11 protein-coding genes are annotated in these 16,929 nt (G+C 59.0%); 1 reads left to right on the forward strand and 10 read right to left on the reverse strand.

Going from position 1 to position 16,929, the window contains the following annotated elements; translation table 11 throughout:
• Nucleotides 1-38 precede the first annotated feature (38 nt).
• Entirely contained in the window at nt 39-1,370 is a 1,332-nt protein-coding gene (argA, locus tag HF650_RS19400) for an amino-acid N-acetyltransferase (RefSeq protein ID WP_023481070.1), read from the forward strand.
• Between the two features lie 27 nt (nt 1,371-1,397).
• On the opposite strand, the gene recD is transcribed toward argA, so the two are convergent.
• From recD to lgt, 10 genes are all read right to left on the reverse strand, one after another.
• Complete coding sequence (gene recD / locus HF650_RS19405) at nt 1,398-3,236, reverse strand: exodeoxyribonuclease V subunit alpha (protein ID WP_187799981.1); 1,839 nt, start codon at nt 3,234-3,236, stop codon at nt 1,398-1,400.
• Complete coding sequence (gene recB / locus HF650_RS19410) at nt 3,233-6,781, reverse strand: exodeoxyribonuclease V subunit beta (RefSeq protein ID WP_187799982.1); 3,549 nt, start codon at nt 6,779-6,781, stop codon at nt 3,233-3,235. Before recB ends, recD begins: the two co-directional genes overlap by 4 nt.
• The gene (gene ptrA, locus HF650_RS19415; protein ID WP_187799983.1) at nt 6,774-9,662 is read right to left on the reverse strand and encodes a pitrilysin; all 2,889 of its coding nucleotides are present in this window, start codon (nt 9,660-9,662) and stop codon (nt 6,774-6,776) included. The genes recB and ptrA overlap by 8 nt, the downstream gene beginning before the upstream one ends.
• A 151-nt stretch (nt 9,663-9,813) precedes the next feature.
• Nucleotides 9,814-13,185, reverse strand: coding sequence for an exodeoxyribonuclease V subunit gamma (recC, locus tag HF650_RS19420; RefSeq protein WP_187799984.1), 3,372 nt, complete (start codon nt 13,183-13,185; stop codon nt 9,814-9,816).
• Between the two features lie 12 nt (nt 13,186-13,197).
• On the reverse strand, nt 13,198-13,521 hold the full coding sequence (locus HF650_RS19425) for a prepilin-type N-terminal cleavage/methylation domain-containing protein (protein WP_187799985.1): 324 nt from the start codon (nt 13,519-13,521) through the stop codon (nt 13,198-13,200).
• Nucleotides 13,506-13,913, reverse strand: a complete 408-nt coding sequence (locus HF650_RS19430) for a DUF2509 family protein (protein ID WP_187799986.1) — start codon at nt 13,911-13,913, stop codon at nt 13,506-13,508. The genes HF650_RS19425 and HF650_RS19430 overlap by 16 nt, the downstream gene beginning before the upstream one ends.
• Nucleotides 13,910-14,473: a prepilin peptidase-dependent protein gene (locus HF650_RS19435; protein WP_187799987.1), complete on the reverse strand. Its 564-nt coding sequence runs from the start codon at nt 14,471-14,473 to the stop codon at nt 13,910-13,912. The genes HF650_RS19430 and HF650_RS19435 overlap by 4 nt, the downstream gene beginning before the upstream one ends.
• Entirely contained in the window at nt 14,467-14,928 is a 462-nt protein-coding gene (locus HF650_RS19440) for a prepilin peptidase-dependent protein (RefSeq protein WP_187799988.1), read from the reverse strand. Before HF650_RS19440 ends, HF650_RS19435 begins: the two co-directional genes overlap by 7 nt.
• Nucleotides 14,929-15,112: 184 nt before the next feature.
• On the reverse strand, nt 15,113-15,907 hold the full coding sequence (gene thyA, locus HF650_RS19445) for a thymidylate synthase (RefSeq protein WP_187799989.1): 795 nt from the start codon (nt 15,905-15,907) through the stop codon (nt 15,113-15,115).
• 6 nt (nt 15,908-15,913) lie between these two features.
• Nucleotides 15,914-16,789 carry a prolipoprotein diacylglyceryl transferase gene (gene lgt / locus HF650_RS19450; protein WP_187799990.1) on the reverse strand — a complete coding sequence of 292 codons (876 nt, stop codon included), beginning with the start codon at nt 16,787-16,789 and terminating at the stop codon, nt 15,914-15,916.
• Between the last annotated feature and the right edge of the window lie 140 nt (nt 16,790-16,929).

Raw genomic sequence — 16,929 nt, forward strand, 5'->3', positions numbered from 1 at the left:
TACATTTTTTACGAATAATCATGCAGTGAGGACAGGCCGTGGTCAAAGAGCGCAGAACCGAACTGGTGCAGGGATTTCGCCATTCCGTTCCCTATATCAACGCCCATCGGGGAAAGACATTCGTCATTATGCTCGGGGGTGAAGCCATTGAGCATGAAAACTTCTCCAGCATTGTCAACGACATCGGCCTGCTGCATAGCCTCGGGATCAGGCTGGTGGTGGTCTATGGCGCGCGCCCGCAAATCGACGCCAACCTTGCTGAACACCACCACGAACCGATCTACCACAAACACACCCGCGTTACCGACGCCAAAACCCTTGAACTGGTGAAACAGGCCGCAGGGCTTTTGCAGCTGGATATCACCGCGCGGCTGTCGATGAGCCTCAACAATACGCCGCTACAGGGTGCGCACATTAACGTGGTCAGCGGTAACTTTATTATTTCCCAGCCGCTGGGCGTTGATGACGGTGTCGACTACTGCCACAGCGGGCGTATTCGCCGTATTGATGAAGAGGCGATCCACCGCCAGCTGGATAGCGGCGCGATTGTGCTGATGGGGCCGGTTGCGGTCTCCGTGACCGGTGAGAGCTTCAACCTCACCTCTGAGGAGATTGCCACCCAGCTGGCGATCAAGCTAAAAGCGGAGAAGATGATTGGCTTTTGCTCGTCTCAGGGTGTCATGAATGATGAAGGCGAAATTGTCTCCGAGCTGTTTCCTAACGACGCGCAGGCGCGTGTCGAAGAGCTGGAGCAGCGCGGCGACTACCACTCCGGCACCGTGCGCTTCCTGCGCGGCGCGGTAAAAGCGTGCCGCAGCGGCGTACGTCGCAGCCACTTAATCAGCTATCAGGAAGATGGCTCGCTGTTGCAGGAGCTCTTCTCCCGCGACGGTATTGGTACGCAGATTGTGATGGAGAGCGCCGAGCAGATCCGCCGCGCCACCATTAACGACATCGGCGGCATTCTGGAACTGATTCGCCCGCTCGAACAGCAGGGCATCCTTGTGCGCCGCTCCCGCGAGCAGCTGGAGATGGAGATCGATAAGTTCACGATCATTGAGCGCGACAATCTCACCATCGCCTGCGCGGCGCTCTACCCCTTCCCGGAAGAGAAGATTGGCGAGATGGCCTGCGTGGCCGTGCATCCTGATTATCGCAGCTCGTCACGCGGCGAAGCGCTGCTGGAGCGCATTGCGCTGCAGGCGCGGCAGATGGGGCTCAGCAAGCTCTTTGTGCTCACCACCCGCAGCATTCACTGGTTCCAGGAGCGCGGCTTTACGCCGGTGGATATTGACTCGCTGCCTGAAACCAAAAAGCAGATGTACAACTACCAGCGGCGCTCAAAAGTGCTGATGGCCGATCTGACCTGATTCACGCCCCGCCCAGTGCGGGGCGTTCTATTTCAGGGCGCTGAAGAGTGCTTCAAGGCCGCTGCGCCGCTCGGTGCGGGTGGCAATCGCCTGGCCGAGCACGCGCTCATCGGCATAGAGCGAGAGCCGTTTACGTGCGCGAGTAATCGCGGTGTAGACCAGCTCGCGTGTCACCACCGGCACGTTTTGCGCAGGCAGGATCAGCGCGGCGTGATCGAACTCCGAGCCCTGCGATTTATGTACCGTCATCGCCCAGGCGGTTTCATGCTCCGGCAAACGGCTCGGCTGCACCGACTTGATCTTCCCGCCCGGCAGCGGGAACCAGACGCGCATCCCCTGCCCCTGATCCAGCGCAATGCCGATATCACCATTAAACAGCCCCAGCGCGGAGTCGTTGCGCGAAATCATCACCGGCCTGCCGTGGTACCAGCGCGAGAAGGGCTGGCGGGTAATTTTACGCTGACGCACCAGCGCCAGCTCAAGCCGCTCATTCAGCCCACTGACGCCAAACGGCCCTTCGCGCAGCGCGCAGAGCAGCTGGTATTCGCCGAAGGCGGCGATAATCGCTTCCGGTTCGGCGTGGCCCTGCACCAGCGAAAGATAGTGCCTATAGCCCGCCAGCGCGTCGTCAATCATCTCCTGATAGGCCTCGGCGCTGTTGAGCGGTTTACGCTCAATATCCTCAAAGCCCTGGCTGAAGACCGCCTGCGTGGCGCGCTTATCACCGCGGTTAACCGCAGCGGCCAACTGACCGATGCCAGAGTGGCTGCCAAAGCGGTAACTTTTTTGCAGCAGGCAGAGGCTATCGCGCAGCGCGGTGGCCGCCTCGCCTTCACCTGCCGGCACTTCCGCGCCGGTTAGCCGCGAGAGCTGCGCCGCACGCGTCGCGCTGTAACCTGCATTCACCCAGGCGCAGATATCTCCCAGCACAGCGCCGGCTTCCACGGAGGCCAACTGATCGCGATCGCCGAGGAAGATCACCCGCGCTCTCGGCGGCAGAGCGTCAATCAGCCGCGACATCATCGGCAGGTCAATCATCGACGCTTCATCCACTACCAGCACGTCCAGATGCAGCGGGTTGAGCGCGTGATGGCGCATACGCTGGCTTCCCGGCTGTGCGCCGAGCAGCCTGTGCAGCGTACTGGCCTCATCCGGCAGCAGCGCTTTTTGCGCTTCATCAAGCGGCAACTGGCGCAGCGCGTTGCCGAGGGATTCGGTTAACCGCGCGGCGGCTTTACCGGTGGGCGCAGCCAGGCAGATACGGCAGCGGCTGCCATCGAGCGTTTGTACCAGCGCCGCCAGCAGCTTCGCCACGGTGGTGGTTTTACCGGTTCCCGGCCCGCCGGAGATCACTGAAATTCGTCGGGTGAGCGCCACGGCGGCGGCCACTTTTTGCCAGTTCACATCCGCTTCATAGTTTTCCGGAAAGAGTGAGGCCAACGCCTCTGAAAGCCGGGCTTCATCCGCCTCATCAACGGCATCCTGGGCTGCAAAGAACTCCGCAACGCGCCGCTCGTTCCACCACATACGGTTCAGGTAGAGGCGCGCATCGTGCAGAATAATCGGCGTTGCGCCGCTGCCGTCGCCCACCGCCGGTGAGGCAAGCAGCAGCGCCTGCCAGTCGTCGGGCGGGCCGGCCATCTCAAACAGCTGGCGCACGAGGGGCGAATCATTGCCGAACACATCGGGGGTCAGGCGTGAGAGCGGCAAACAGACATGCCCCTCTCCCGCATCGCGGCTAAGCAGCGCCGCGGCCAGCAGCAAAGCGGGCTCTTCAGTGCCAGCCACCGTCAGGGCAAACTGCACGTCCAGCGGACGCAGCAGCTTCTGCTCCATCGCTTCTTGCAGTAAAGCCTGCACATTCATGGCGTCATCTCCGGTACTTCACCTGCAAACAGGGTATCCATGCGGGCGATCAGGGCGGCATCCGGGCGGGTGGTGAAAATCCCCTGCTCCGGTTGCTGCGCCTCCACGCCGCGTAAAAAGAGGTAGATCACACCGCCGAAATGGCGCTCATAGTCGTAATCGCCGATGCGGTGGCGTAAATAGCGGTGCAGCGCCAGGGTATAGAGCTGGTACTGCAGATCGTAGCGATGGGACTGCATGGCTACCGCCATCGCCTCTTGCGTATAGGCCTGCGCGTTGTCGCCCAGCCAGTTGGATTTGTAATCGAGCAGGTAGTAGCGCCCCTGATGGCGAAACACCAGGTCGATAAAGCCCTTCAGCATCCCCCGCACGTCGCGGAAATCGAGCGGCGCACAGCCAGCCGACAGCGGATCGTAGCGGCGAATCAGCCCGTCGAGCGCCTCGGCGCTCAGCGTGGCGCTGATGGGCAGGTAAAACTCCATCTCGACCTGTTTATCGTTGGCCGTCAGTTGGCTAAGAGAGACGCCGGCTGCGGTGAGCGGCGCGTGCAGCACCGTCTCCAGCCAGCTGCTCAGCACCGGCTGCCAGTGCTCCTCATACCCTGCCACCAGCAGCTTTTCCGCCACCCACTCCGGCGAGACAGGATGGGTAAAGTCGAGATCTTCAAACAGGCTGTGCAAGAAAGTGCCCGGTGCCGCGCCGCGCGGAAACTCGTGCGGCGTCAGCATCGGCTGGGTTTGCACCTCGCGCTCGCCTGCGGCGTCGATATCCAGACGCGGGAGCAGATCCTGGGCAAGGCCATGCCCGCGCTGTTGCAGGCCGGAGTAACTGGTCACCCGCCAGTCATCGGCGACCCGGCGCATCACTTCGCGTACGCTGAGCGCAGGCGGCTGCGGCTGTGGGAGTTCCCAGCGATCTGTATCCGGCGTGGGCGGCGTCGCCAGCACAATCTCTTCATTGCAGATCTCAGCCAGCGCCTGACGCAGCCCGGCGGCATCCAGCGCTTCACCTTTCTGAATCAGCCGACCCAATGCGCTGAGGTGGAAATCAGTGGGCCCGCTCTTCTCGCCACGGCGGCGAAACAGCGGCGCAATGCCGAGGCTGCAGTGCCACACTGAACGGGTCAGTGCCACATAGAGCAGGCGTAAATCCTCCGCCAGCCGCTCGGCTTCAGCCAGCTCAATGCTCTCTTCAGCATGGCTGAGATCAAGCACCGCGTTAAACGAGGCGCGATCGTGGTAAAACCCCTGGTCCTGCACGCGGAAGTTGGCGATAAACGGCAGCCAGACCAGCGGGTACTCAAGGCCTTTCGATTTGTGGATGGTGACAATCTGCACCAGGTGCTTATCGCTCTCCAGACGCATCTGCTCGCTGGCAGCGCTGGTGTTCGGCTCGGCGATATGCTGCGTCAGCCAGCGAGTAAGTGCATGCTCACTTTCGAGCTGCGTGCCCGCCTCCTGTAACAGCTCGCTGATATGCAAAATATCCGTTAAACGCCGCTCTCCGCCGGGCGTGGCGAGCAGGTTTTCCGCCACGTTACGCGCACTCATCAGCGTGCGCAGCATCGCCATCACGCCGCGTTTTTGCCACAGCTCGCGGTAGCGGGAGAACTCCTCAACCACCCGATCCCAGGCATCTTCATCCAGATTGAGCGCGTCGATATCCCGCGCCGTCAGCCCGAGCATCGAGGTTGCCAGCGCGCTGCGCAGCGTATTTTCACGCTCTGGTGTTAGCACCGCATGCAGCAGCCACAGCAGCTCCTGCGCTTCCGGTGTTTCAAACACGCTGTCGCGGTTGGAGAGGTAGACAGAAGGAATGCCGAGCAACGTCAGCGCATCGCGGATAAGCGACGCCTCATGGCGGCTGCGCACCAGCACGGTAATATCCGACGCTTTCACCGGCCGCGCTTTATCCCCTTCATAGAGCAGCGCGTCCCCTTTCTGCCCGGCGCTGAGCCAGTCACGGATCTGCATCGCGCAGAGTTGGGCCATAAAGCTCTGGTAATCACCGACGCCGACGCCTTCGCCCTCCATCAGCCACAGCTTCATCGACGGCTGAGTTTCCCCCTTCAGCGCAAAGCGCAGCCCGCTGTTTCGCGCAGCGGCTTTCACCGGCAGGAAAGGAATTTGGCGGAACATAAACGCGTCGTCCATCTGGCTAAAGAGCCGGTTGACGCTGGCGATCATCCCCGGCGACGAGCGCCAGTTGGTATCGAGGGTATAGCGGGCGCTCACTTCGTCGCGCGCTTTCATATAGGTGAAGATATCTGCGCCGCGAAAAGCGTAGATCGCCTGTTTGGGATCGCCAATCAGCAGCAGGCCACACTCGGGCTGATTCAGCCAGATACGGCTAAAGATGCGGTACTGCTGAGGGTCGGTGTCCTGAAACTCATCGATCATCGCCACCGGAAAACGGGTGCGAATAGCCGCAGCCAGCGCTTCACCATTGGGGCTTTGCAGCGCGTGATCGAGCCGACTGAGCATATCGTCAAATCCGAGCTCACCGCGGCGACGCTTCTCTTTTGCTACCGCGTCGCGGATTTCGCGCATCGCGCGGGTCAGCACCAGATCGCTCAGAGTCAGGGGCTGTGCCAGCAGTGTTTCGATGGCAACAAACAGCGGATGCTCCGGCACCACGCCACCCGCTTTGGTGCGCTGGGCGAGAAACGCCTGTGAGAACTTCTCCAGCGCGTCCGGCAGCAGATAGGTGCTGGTCTCCTCCTGCGCCCAGGCGGAGATCTTCTCAATCCATTTTCCCTGGTTGCCGCGGTTGAACTTGCGCCGGTCAATGCCAGAATTTTCCAGCAGCTGCTCGAGTTCACTGACGCAGTCGAGCCAGTGACGCTTCACTGCATTAATCTGCGAGACAATCTGCGCATGGCGCGAAGCGAGGGTCTCATCCTCCGGCGGCGGCGATTTGATCTGCGGGGCTTCACCCTGCAAATAGCGGTCGATGGACCGGAGAAGATCCTGCGGCCCCTTCCATAAATCGTGGATCGCCTGCGCAATGTCACGCGGCAGCGGGTAGCAGTGGCGACGCCAGAAGTCGGCGCAGGCCTGATAGCGCAGCAGGGTTTCATCTTCCAGCAGTTTCAGTTCAAACAGCATGCCCGATTCAAAGGCATTGAGGCTGAGCATGCGCTGGCAGAAACCGTGAATGGTAAAGACAGCGGCTTCATCCATCTGCCGCTCCGCCAGCATCAGCCAGTGGGCGGCCTGCTGTTGATCCTCAATCTCTGCCAGCAGGCTGGCATAGAGTGGATTGTCGCTGCTTTCACGCAGGCAGGCGATACGTAGCTCATGGATGTTGTTGCGAATGCGCCCGCGCAGCTCTTCCGTCGCCGCTTCGGTGAAGGTGACCACCAGCAGCTCTTCGACGTTGAGCGGGCGGGGAAAGGCGGCATTGCCGCCAAGCCCGAGTAACAGCCGCAGATAGAGCGCGGCGATAGTGAAGGTTTTACCGGTGCCCGCCGAGGCTTCAATCAGACGCTCGCCAGTAAGCGGCAGGCGCAGGGGATTAAGGGTCTCAGCGGTCGTTTCACTCATTTTTCTCGCTCATCAAGGGTAAGGATTGCTGCAAAGCGCTGGCGTCCTTCCACACCTTCCAGCCCTCAGGGCGGGCGTAGTCGGCTTTTCCGCTCTGGCTTCCGGAGATCTGTGACAGTATCGCCATACCTTGCGGCTCAACCACCGCCTGATGGAAGAAGTCCGCAAGTTTTTGCGGTGTCAGCGCTTTTATTTGGGCCACTACTTTATCACGTGAATCGAAGCGCATATTGCCGCGATCGAAATCTTTGCTCAATTTGGAAGCCTCCTCGCCTAATGTCTGCGGCGCTTGAAGCATTTGCGCGATGACACCCTGCTGGATCTGCGCGAACTCCTCCGGCTTCATCGCGCGCAGGCGCGCTTCAGCGGTCGGAAAGAAGGCTTTATAGCGCTCCCAGAGCCAGGCGGGCTGCTTTTCATTGCTCTGCAACAGGAAACCCATTCCCCACTGGCGGCCAACATTCATGGGGAAAGCAAAGACGGCATAACCGAGCTGCTCTTCAGTACGCAGCTGGTTGTAGAACCACGGCTGCACTATCTGCCCGAGCATCGCACTGTACGCCGAGCTGCTGTACTCATCAAAACCGGTCGGCACAAAGACAGCGGCCAGCGCGGAATCGGTGCTGTTGCCCGCTTTCTCAAACATGGCGTTCTGCTTTTTATCCACCAGCACGTCTTTATTGCGACACCACTCGTTACCGCTGGTGCCAAGCTGTTTTTGCACGTTGTGGGCCAGATCTTTCGCCTGCTGTTCGCTCAGGTTGCCCACCACCAGGAACTCCGGGCGCGCATTGTGCTTCAGCGCATCGCGATAATCGAGAATGTCCTGCACGGTGATGGAAGGCAGCAGCGCACGGCGCGCTTCGCGCGGGAAATAGGGCACCTGCGATATCATCTGCACTGGCATAATCGCCTGATCAAACGCTTTGCCCTTCTCCGCCGAGGCCATCATCCGGCTGTACCAGGATTTCGCCTGCGTCAGCTGCTCCTCGGTTGGCGTATAGCTGAAATACCCCTCCAGCAAGGCGCTGAAAAGCTGCGGCAGGCGCTGGGTATAGCCGTTGGCATTAAGCATTAAACCGTTATTGGCATTGGTGGAGAAGCCGATACCGCCGACCGCAGCCTGGTTGCTCAGCTGATCGAGCGCCAGCCCCGCCAGGTAATCATTTAAGGCAAACATCACCTGGTTTTTCGCACTGTCCATCGCCTGCGGATTACGCAGCACCACGCTGACATCGGCCCGAGGTTCATTGGCGAAGTACCTGCTCGGCATGTAAACCACACGCAGCGCCGGTTCATCGACGATCAGTTCTGGATGGGTATATTTTTTTGCCGGGGCGATCAGCGTGAAGTCATCCGGAATATAGGGGTTAAGCTCCGGAAATTGCAGATCGATCCCCGCCTCATCTTTTTGCCATGCGGCAAAGCGATCGGGGGTAATTTTCTCCACCTGGTAAGGCGCATCAACAAAGTAGGCTTTTTTGTTGTGCGGCTCATCGGGGCTGATATACCAGATACGCGCGTTTTGCGGCGTCATCTCATCCAGACGCGCCTGTACCGCTTTAGCATCAAACTGGTCGGCGATGTTGACGGAATCGAGGGTGTGAGCAACCGGCACGCGGATCATCGTGTCGGCGAGCCACTCGACATAATCCATATCGCGAGTGATCGACGGGTAGCGGAAATCAAGATCGAGAATGTGCGCCAGCTCGTCAAAGTAGCGTTTATCGATCCCCTTTTCACGCAGCAGTTGCAGGTAACTGAAAATGGCGGCGACAACCCGATCGCGATGTGCCAGCCCTTTATCTGTCAGGGTAGCGGAGATGGCCAGCACGCCGCTATTACCGTTGACTACCGGATCGGAATCACCACGAATCCCCTCAACCAGCCCCTGGCTTTGCAGCCAGTCTGAGAGCGTGCCCGGGCTGCGGTTGCCGATAAGATAGGTAATCAGCTCGTCGGTTTTGCTGCGAAAAGCCGCCGTGTTGTTATCGATACGAAACTCAACGCGCAGCACCTTATTCGGCACTTCCGGCACGTAGTGAATGATGATGCCTTTTTGCGCATCCGTTACCACCGGCACGGTGATCTCAGGCCGGGTGATATTTTTGTTGGGAACCCGGCCGTATGTCTGAACGGCAAGCGTCGCCAGCTCGTTAAGCGGGCGATTGCTGTAAATCACCGCTTTCATCAGGTTGGCCGAGTAGAACTTATCGCGAAACGCCAGCAGCGCGTCATGCACCGGGCTGCCCGGTTTATCACTGAGGGTTTCAAGATTACCACCGGAGAAGCGTGCGCCAGGGTGAGCGGGATTAATGGTCTCCGCACTCACCTGCGCCATGCGCATGCCGTCACGGGTACGCGCCATGGTCAGCTCCGCATTGACCGCGTTACGCTCCCGCTCGGCGTACTTCTTTGCCAGCAGCGGCTCGGCGATGGCATCAGCTAAGCGATCCACGGCCCCATCCAGCGCGTCGTTCTCCACTTCCAGGTAATAAGCGGTACGATAAGGCGCGGTGCTGGCGTTATGGCTGCCGCCGTGCATTTTGAGGTATTCAGCGAGGCTGTCCGGTTGCGGATACTTTTTCGACCCCATTAGCGTCATATGCTCAAGATAGTGAGCAAGACCTGGGTGACTGTCGGGATCTTCGAGCGAGCCGACCGGCACAACCAGCGCGGAGAGGGATTTTACCGCCTGCGCATCCGAAACCAGCAGCACGACCATGCCGTTATCAAGGCGGATCGCCTGATACTGCCGCGTATCTTTGTCGCTCTTACGAATAGTCTCTTTAACGGGCTGCCAGCCCGTGTCAGCCTGACTAAGTGGCGCCCAGAGGGCAAAAAACAGAACGAAGATAGATAACCAGGTGCTGCGGGGCATTCACGAACCTCATCATTAACTTTTCCTGCTCCCCGATAACCGCCGGAGTAGCAGGTAAATGTGTGCTGACAGCGCCAGCACGCGGGTTATATCAGTCCGTGACCGTCGCGCATAATAAGGGATGACTCCCCTCTGCGCAATTTTTATACCGTCAGGCGGGCTGATTGTGTCGATAAAGCGGTAACAGGAAACGTTGCGCCTGTGCGGTAATTTCCGTGAAGTACTCCGGCTCAAGGGTTCGCCACAGACGCTGATACCAGACATCGGCACCTTCACCGCTGACCACCATGTTGCCTTCATACGCCTGCAAAAATTTGCTCTGCGCTTTTTGCAACGTCTCGTCGTCCTTTACCATGGCATCATTTGCTGCGTCATAACAGGCTTTTATCCACGCGCCGCCGCTTTCCGGCAATAGCAGCAAGGGTTTCGTCATCCCTTCACGAAAGCCTTCAATCATTAATGCCAGGTAGCGCAGCGCCTCTTCAGGCGGCAGCGGCGGGAAGCGCCATTGGCCATCTTTACGCACAAAGAGGCGACTCTCTCCCGTTCCGCCACTGGCACAGTAGACAAGATGCTCCAGCCAAAGTTGCAGCCCCTGTGAGACCTTCAGCTGCGATGGACGCCAGCGCAGCAACCCGTCTGGCTGCACGTGGGCCAACCATCCGGTCAGGTGAACACCCGCGCAGTGCAGGTCGATTTCGAGGCTGTCTGCCGGTTGGCGATGCTCAATAACGCGGCTGGCCAGTGCCTGCATCTCCTTGCACTGCGTCTCCCAGACGATTTCACCAAATGCTCCGTACGGCAGCACACCCGCAGCCCGATAGCGGCGGAACAGTTTTTCGGCATCCTGCTCTTCAACCAGCGCATTCAGTAGCTCGTCGTTAAGCTGGTAGCGATCGAGGCCATCAAGAATAAAGGGCTCGGCGTCAGGAATATCGCTCTCTTCAGGGCGGAAATTCACCCGCAAACGCATCTGGAAAAAGGCGCGCACCGGGTGTGCCCAGAAGCGCTGAAGCTGGTCAAAGGCCAGCGTCTCAAGCGAAGGCGTCTCCAGCGTCTGAATAAAGGGCAGATGCTCTTCGCCCTGCAGGCTGGCGGCGGGCAGCCAGTCGCGGGCATAGCTCTGCCACTCATCTACCGTATAGTTAGCCGGGTCGAACGGCATGCGGGTGTGCAGATGGGTGATATGTGCCTTCACCCGCCGCTCGCTTTCGTCACAGTTAAGCGCCTCGTCACCCGGCAGATGGTGGCTCTGGCCGATATAGTCCACCAGCTCCTGCACCAGCACCGAAGGAAAACGCTCTTTGTTATCCTGGATCGAACGGCCTATATAGCTGATATAGAGCTGCTGCTGCGCGGAGACGAGTGCTTCCAGAAAGAGGTAGCGGTCATCATCGCGGCGGCTGCGATCGCCGCGCTGCGGTTTCTGGCTCATCAGGTCAAAGCCGAGCGGAGGAAGCGTGCGCGGATAGATGCCGTCGTTCATCCCCAGCAGACAGACCACCTTGAACGGGATTGAACGCATCGGCATCAGCGTGCAGATGTTGACCGGGCCGGCGAGGAAGCGCTGGCTGATGCGCTCCTGATCGAGTCGCTGAGCCAGCTCATCACGCAGCAGAGAGAGCGGGACCGCTTCGCCATAGCTCGCGCCAACGCCCTGAGCGATGATTGCCTGCCACTGCTGCTCAATCAGCGCCAGCGCGGCTTCGGTCTCCTGATCGGGCAGGAAGAAGTCATTAAGCATCTCCCGGCAGATCGGTAACCACTCCTCAAGCGGGCGCTCTTCGGCAAGACCCCGACGCCAGATATTGAGCTGCATCAGCAGCGAGGCCAGGTGACCAACAAGCTCCGCAATCAAGCCGCTCGACTCGTCATAAGGCAGAATTGACTGCCACTCGCCCTGGCGGCTCTCCATGGCATAGCCCAGCAGCATGCGCGTCAGGCCAAACTGCCAGGTGTGCTGCCCGGTTGGCGGCAGTTCGAGTTCGCGCACGTTGTCATCATCCATCCCCCAACGAATGCCGGACTCGTTTACCCACAGGCGCAGGTAGCGCAGCCCCTCTTCGGTAATGTTGAAGCGGGCCGCCAGTACCGGCACATCCAGCAGGGCGAGCACATCTTCCGAGACGAAGCGGCTGTCCGGCAGAGATAAGAGGCTGATAAAGGCTTGCAGCGCGGGGTGGGCCTGGCGCGCGCGGCGGTCGGATACCGCGTAGGGAATGTAGCGTTCGCCGCTGGCGCTGCCAAACACCGCCTGGATATAGGGGCTATAGCTGTCGATATCCGCCACCATCACCACGATATCGCGCGGTGTCAGCTCGGGATCCTCTTCCAGCATCGCCAGCAGCCGATCGTGCAGCACCTCCACTTCCCGCTGCGGGCTGTGGCAGATATGCACCGTAACGCTGCGATCCTCTGGATCGAGCGGACGCTTTTTATCGCTGCGCGCGAACTCCTCTGCCGTAATGCCGGCTACCGCGCTGTTTTGCAGCTCAAGAATGTCGTACTTCAGATTTTGCAGCATCGAGCCTGGCGTGATGTCGACAAAGGCATCCAGCTCTTCATAGCGCTCCATACCCGCCAGCAGAAAAATATTGTCACGCCCGAGCTTGCCCCAGGAGGCTAGCAGCGGGTTACCCACATCCTGCTCGCCTTCGCCATTGAACAGACCTTCCGCACTTTGTGTATCGCGGAAAAGAGGAAACTGGCGGTCATCCCGGTGATGGCGGCGACGGCGTGTGACAAGCCGTGCGAGAAACGCCGGGTCTTTGATATCGCCCCAGTAGTAGCGACAGGGGTTAGTAAACAGCAGGTGGACATCAATATGTTTGCCCAGCGCCTGCAAGGCTTGCAGGTAGACGGGCGGCAGAGCGGAGATGCCGCAGATAAAGACACGGGCAGGCAGCCCGGCAGGCGGCTCTTTCGCTGATTCAAGCCGCGAAATAAAGCGCTGATACAGGTTAGCGCGGTGCCAGTGGGGCTGGCCTAACTCGCGGGTATGCTCAACCAGCGCGCGCCAGAGCGGTGCCTGCCAGCGCTGCGCATCATCCAGCCCGTCGACCCTTTCTCCCGCTTCCCAGCGTGTCAGCCACTCCGGGCGGTAAACCAGATACTGATCGTAAAGATCCGCCACGCGTGAGCAGAGCTGGAACAGCTTGCGCTTGTCATCATCATCGTGGAGATAGTGATGCAGCATGGCAAAATCTTCCTGCTCCAGCAGCGCAGGCAGCAGCGACATCAGCTTCCAGCTCATGCTCTGTTTATTGAAGGCGCTCTCTTTGGGAATGTCTTCAAGGACGGTAACGAACATCTCCCAGATAAAGCTCGCGGGCAATGGAAAGGTGATATTGGCGGCGATGCCAAATTTTTGCGCCAGGGTCATCTGCAGCCACTGCGCCATGCCGGTGCTTTGCACCATGATCACTTCCGGCGCAAAGGGATCGTCGAGCCTGTCATGCTCAACGATAAACTCCATCAGTGCTTCAAGCACATCCAGACGATTGGAGTGATAAACCCTTAACATACGTGCTCCTGACTACTGACTATTTGGGCAAAAAAGTTGCGTCATTTTCCCCTGCCTGCCCTGCGGCGAGATAACGGTGACGTTGATGCTGACACATCCTTCTGTTGTTGTCTGCCCCCGTGAAACTTGCCAGCCCGAAGGGAGCGGCGTCGCGTAAGGTTGAGCCTGCTGCCACGCATAACGCCAGAGCTGTCGCCACTGGCTGGTGGCTGAAAACCCGCTGGACAGGGCGCGATGATACCCGCCAAGGGCTGTGACCACCATCACCATCAATAACATCGCCAGCAGGACTTCCGTCAGGCTAAAGCCCCGTTCCCGGTTCAGGGAAATTGACATAATTCGCTCTCCTTAAGCGGGCAAAAATCGCTCCAGCCGTGGGGCGAGAAGCGAACCTCCTCACCCTCTATCCGTCCCAGCCGCCATAACGCGGTTTCTGCACTGGCGGCGATAAGCAAAGCGGAGCCGTCGGCAAAAATACGCAGGCAGCTTCGCACGCCCTCTGCGGCAGGTTGCAGGCACTGCAAAGCAGGCTCTGACGGCCATTGCCTGTGGCGCGCTAACTCCATCGCCGATGAGATTTCAGCTGCACTACGTATTCCTTGCCTTTCACGGTTAACCCGCCAGACATGGCTGGTTAGTTGCCGGTTGAGGCCATTGAGCATCAGGCTGCCCAACAGCAGTAACAGCAGCACTAGCGCCAGAGAAGATACACCGCGCTGCCGATTCACAGGTTATATCCGGTAACGGTTAGCTCTCCGCTCACCGCTTTTTCAGGCATCCCAGGCAGGCTGGCAGCAAGCAGAACGGTAAGCTGCGGCGCAAAGCCTGCCATCTGGCGTTGAGTCACGCTAAAACGATCCACGCGCATCTGCGCCGGATCGGTAACTTTCTCCCACCCACGTCCGACGCAGGAGGTCGCGCCGCGCAGCGTTTCCAGCGCGCCGTTTTGCAGACGAAAAGCCGTTTGTTCCGCCTCATTACTGGGTGCCCCTTCCCAGCGACCATTGCTGTTGGCATCCCACTGCGCAATAAAACACTCCCTTTTAGCGCTGATAAAAAGCGGCTGACCATTACAGCTACCGTTGCAGTAACCTGCGCGCTGCAGGTGTTTTGCGACGGCCCGTAGCCGCTGCCAGAGATCGTCTTCAATAGTTTGCAGTTGAGTGTGCTGCATAAGCGCAATTTGTAGAGCGGGCAGAAAACGGGCGGAAGCGAGCAGCAGCACGCTACCGATGGCCATCGCCAGCAGTGTCTCCAGCAAGGAAAAGCCGCGTTGATTGTTTAACATATACTTCCTCCCCCAGGCCGACACATTCTGATCCTTCCCCATGCGGAGACCACCACACGCCATTCTCCGGCGCTACTGCGCAGGCGGATATGCCCCGGCCAGGCGGTATTACGTAAACCATAAAAGCCGAGCGACGGCGTGATATCAGCCAGCGCGACGTCCGGCCAGGCTGGGCGCATCGTTAACGCCTGCTGCGCTGAGCAACGCGCCGCCGGTGCGTTAAGCAAGCACCATTGCTCCCCTTCCCGCACACTGTAAACAACCTGCGACTGGTTATTCCAGTTGGCCTCTTCCCGTAATCGCTCAAGAAAATGGCGCGTCTGCAGCGCGGTTTGCCACAGCCGCTGCTGCGCTTGCCAGCTCTGCCAGCCGGAGATCCCCGCGGCACTGAGGATGACAATCAGCGCCACGGCAACGAGAGTTTCAATCAACGTAAAACCATCTTCTTTTTTCATGGCGGCAGTCTGTCGCCGGGGACGTTATTCGTCGAGGGAGAAAAGGCAGGTTTACGAGGCGTTACGCAAGGAAAAGGGGCGATTGCAGTCCGTTACATCAAGGCTGGAAGCTGTGCCGAAAAAGCGATTTGCAGGCAAAAAAAACCGGCACGTTAACGCGCCGGTTGTGTCAGGCTGAGCGAGGTCAGATAGCGACCGGCGCTTTGATCGCAGGGTGCGGATCGTAGCCTTCGATCTCAAAGTCTTCGAAACGGTAATCAAACAGCGAAGCGGGTTTACGTTTGATCACCAGCTTCGGCAACGCACGCGGCTCGCGGCTCAGTTGCAGATGCGTCTGCTCAAGGTGGTTGCTGTAAAGGTGCGTGTCGCCACCGGTCCAGACAAAGTCACCCGGCTCAAGATCGCACTGCTGCGCCATCATATGCACCAGCAACGCGTAGCTGGCAATATTGAACGGCAGGCCGAGGAATACGTCGCACGAGCGCTGGTAAAGCTGGCAAGAGAGCTTGCCATCTGCCACATAGAACTGGAAAAAAGCGTGGCACGGGGCCAGCGCCATTTTATCCAGTTCGCCGACGTTCCACGCCGAAACGATAATGCGGCGCGAGTCCGGATCGTTTTTCAGTTGCTCGATAACCGTGGAGATCTGATCGATATGGCGGCCGTCCGGCGTCGGCCAGGCGCGCCACTGTTTGCCATAGACCGGGCCAAGGTCGCCGTTTTCGTCGGCCCATTCGTCCCAGATAGAGACCTTGTTCTCGCGCAGGTAAGCAATGTTGGTGTCGCCCTGCAGGAACCACAGCAGCTCATGAATAATTGAACGCAAATGGCAGCGCTTGGTGGTCACCAGCGGGAAGCCTTCCTGCAGATTAAAACGCATCTGATGGCCAAAAATAGACAGCGTGCCTGTCCCGGTGCGGTCATTTTTCGGGGTGCCTTCGTTAAGCACCTTTTGCATCAACTCTAAATACTGTTTCATGGTTCCTCAGGAAACGTGTTGCGGCGAACGATGGCGGTACGCCCAGATCATCATGATGGCGCCTGCAATAATCATCGGGATGGAGAGGATCTGCCCCATGCTGATGTACTGCACCCACTCGCCGGTAAACTGCGCGTCGGGCTGGCGGAAGAACTCAACGATGATACGGAACGCGCCGTAGCCAATCAGGAACAGGCCGGAGACCGCGCCGGTCGGGCGAGGTTTACGGATAAAGAGGTTGAGAATGATAAACAGCACCACGCCTTCCAGTGCCAGCTCGTAAAGCTGGGACATGTGGCGCGGCAGTACGCCGTAAGTATCAAAAATCGACTGCCACTCCGGGTGTGAAGGAAGCAGCGCCATATCTTCCGCGCGCGATCCCGGGAACAGCATGGTGTATTTGAAAGAGGGATCGACACGGCCCCAGAGCTCACCGTTAATAAAGTTACCCAGACGCCCTGCGCCGAGGCCAAACGGGATCAGCGGTGCGATAAAATCGGCGACCTGGAAGAAGCTGCGTTTGGTGCGTTTAGCGAAGATGATCATCACCACGATCACCCCAATCAAGCCGCCGTGGAAGGACATACCGCCGTCCCATACGCGGAAGAGATAGAGCGGATCGTCGAGGAAGAGCGGGAAATTGTAGAACAGCACGTAGCCGAGACGACCACCGAGGAACACCCCGAGGAAGCCTGCGTAGAGCAAGTTTTCCACTTCATTCTTGGTCCAGCCGCTGTTAGGGCGGTTAGCCCGGCGAGTTGCCAGCCACATAGCGAAAATAAAACCGACCAGATACATCAAACCGTACCAGTGCAGGGATACGGGTCCGATGGAGAAAATCACCGGATCAAAATCCGGAAAATGCAGATAGCCACTGTTCATCTGTCACCACAACTTGTTGTTATTCCGCCGAAAGTGGACAGCGGTACACCGACGCGGTCGCGCCTGACGGCCGCTCCAAAGCTGCGAATCATAGCATAAGGGACACCAGGCAGGTTGCCGCTATGTTGTAAAAGTTATGT

It is taken from the genome of Kosakonia sp. SMBL-WEM22 (assembly GCF_014490785.1).
GTDB lineage: Bacteria > Pseudomonadota > Gammaproteobacteria > Enterobacterales > Enterobacteriaceae > Kosakonia.

Coding starts and splice junctions, on each gene's coding strand:
- recD (WP_187799981.1), bottom strand. CDS start 3,236: ATGAATGTGCAGGCTTTACTGCAAGAAGCGATGGAGCAGAAGCTGCTG.
- recB (WP_187799982.1), bottom strand. CDS start 6,781: ATGAGTGAAACGACCGCTGAGACCCTTAATCCCCTGCGCCTGCCGCTT.
- ptrA (WP_187799983.1), bottom strand. CDS start 9,662: ATGCCCCGCAGCACCTGGTTATCTATCTTCGTTCTGTTTTTTGCCCTC.
- recC (WP_187799984.1), bottom strand. CDS start 13,185: ATGTTAAGGGTTTATCACTCCAATCGTCTGGATGTGCTTGAAGCACTG.
- HF650_RS19425 (WP_187799985.1), bottom strand. CDS start 13,521: ATGTCAATTTCCCTGAACCGGGAACGGGGCTTTAGCCTGACGGAAGTC.
- HF650_RS19435 (WP_187799987.1), bottom strand. CDS start 14,473: ATGTTAAACAATCAACGCGGCTTTTCCTTGCTGGAGACACTGCTGGCG.
- HF650_RS19440 (WP_187799988.1), bottom strand. CDS start 14,928: ATGAAAAAAGAAGATGGTTTTACGTTGATTGAAACTCTCGTTGCCGTG.
- thyA (WP_187799989.1), bottom strand. CDS start 15,907: ATGAAACAGTATTTAGAGTTGATGCAAAAGGTGCTTAACGAAGGCACC.
- lgt (WP_187799990.1), bottom strand. CDS start 16,789: ATGAACAGTGGCTATCTGCATTTTCCGGATTTTGATCCGGTGATTTTC.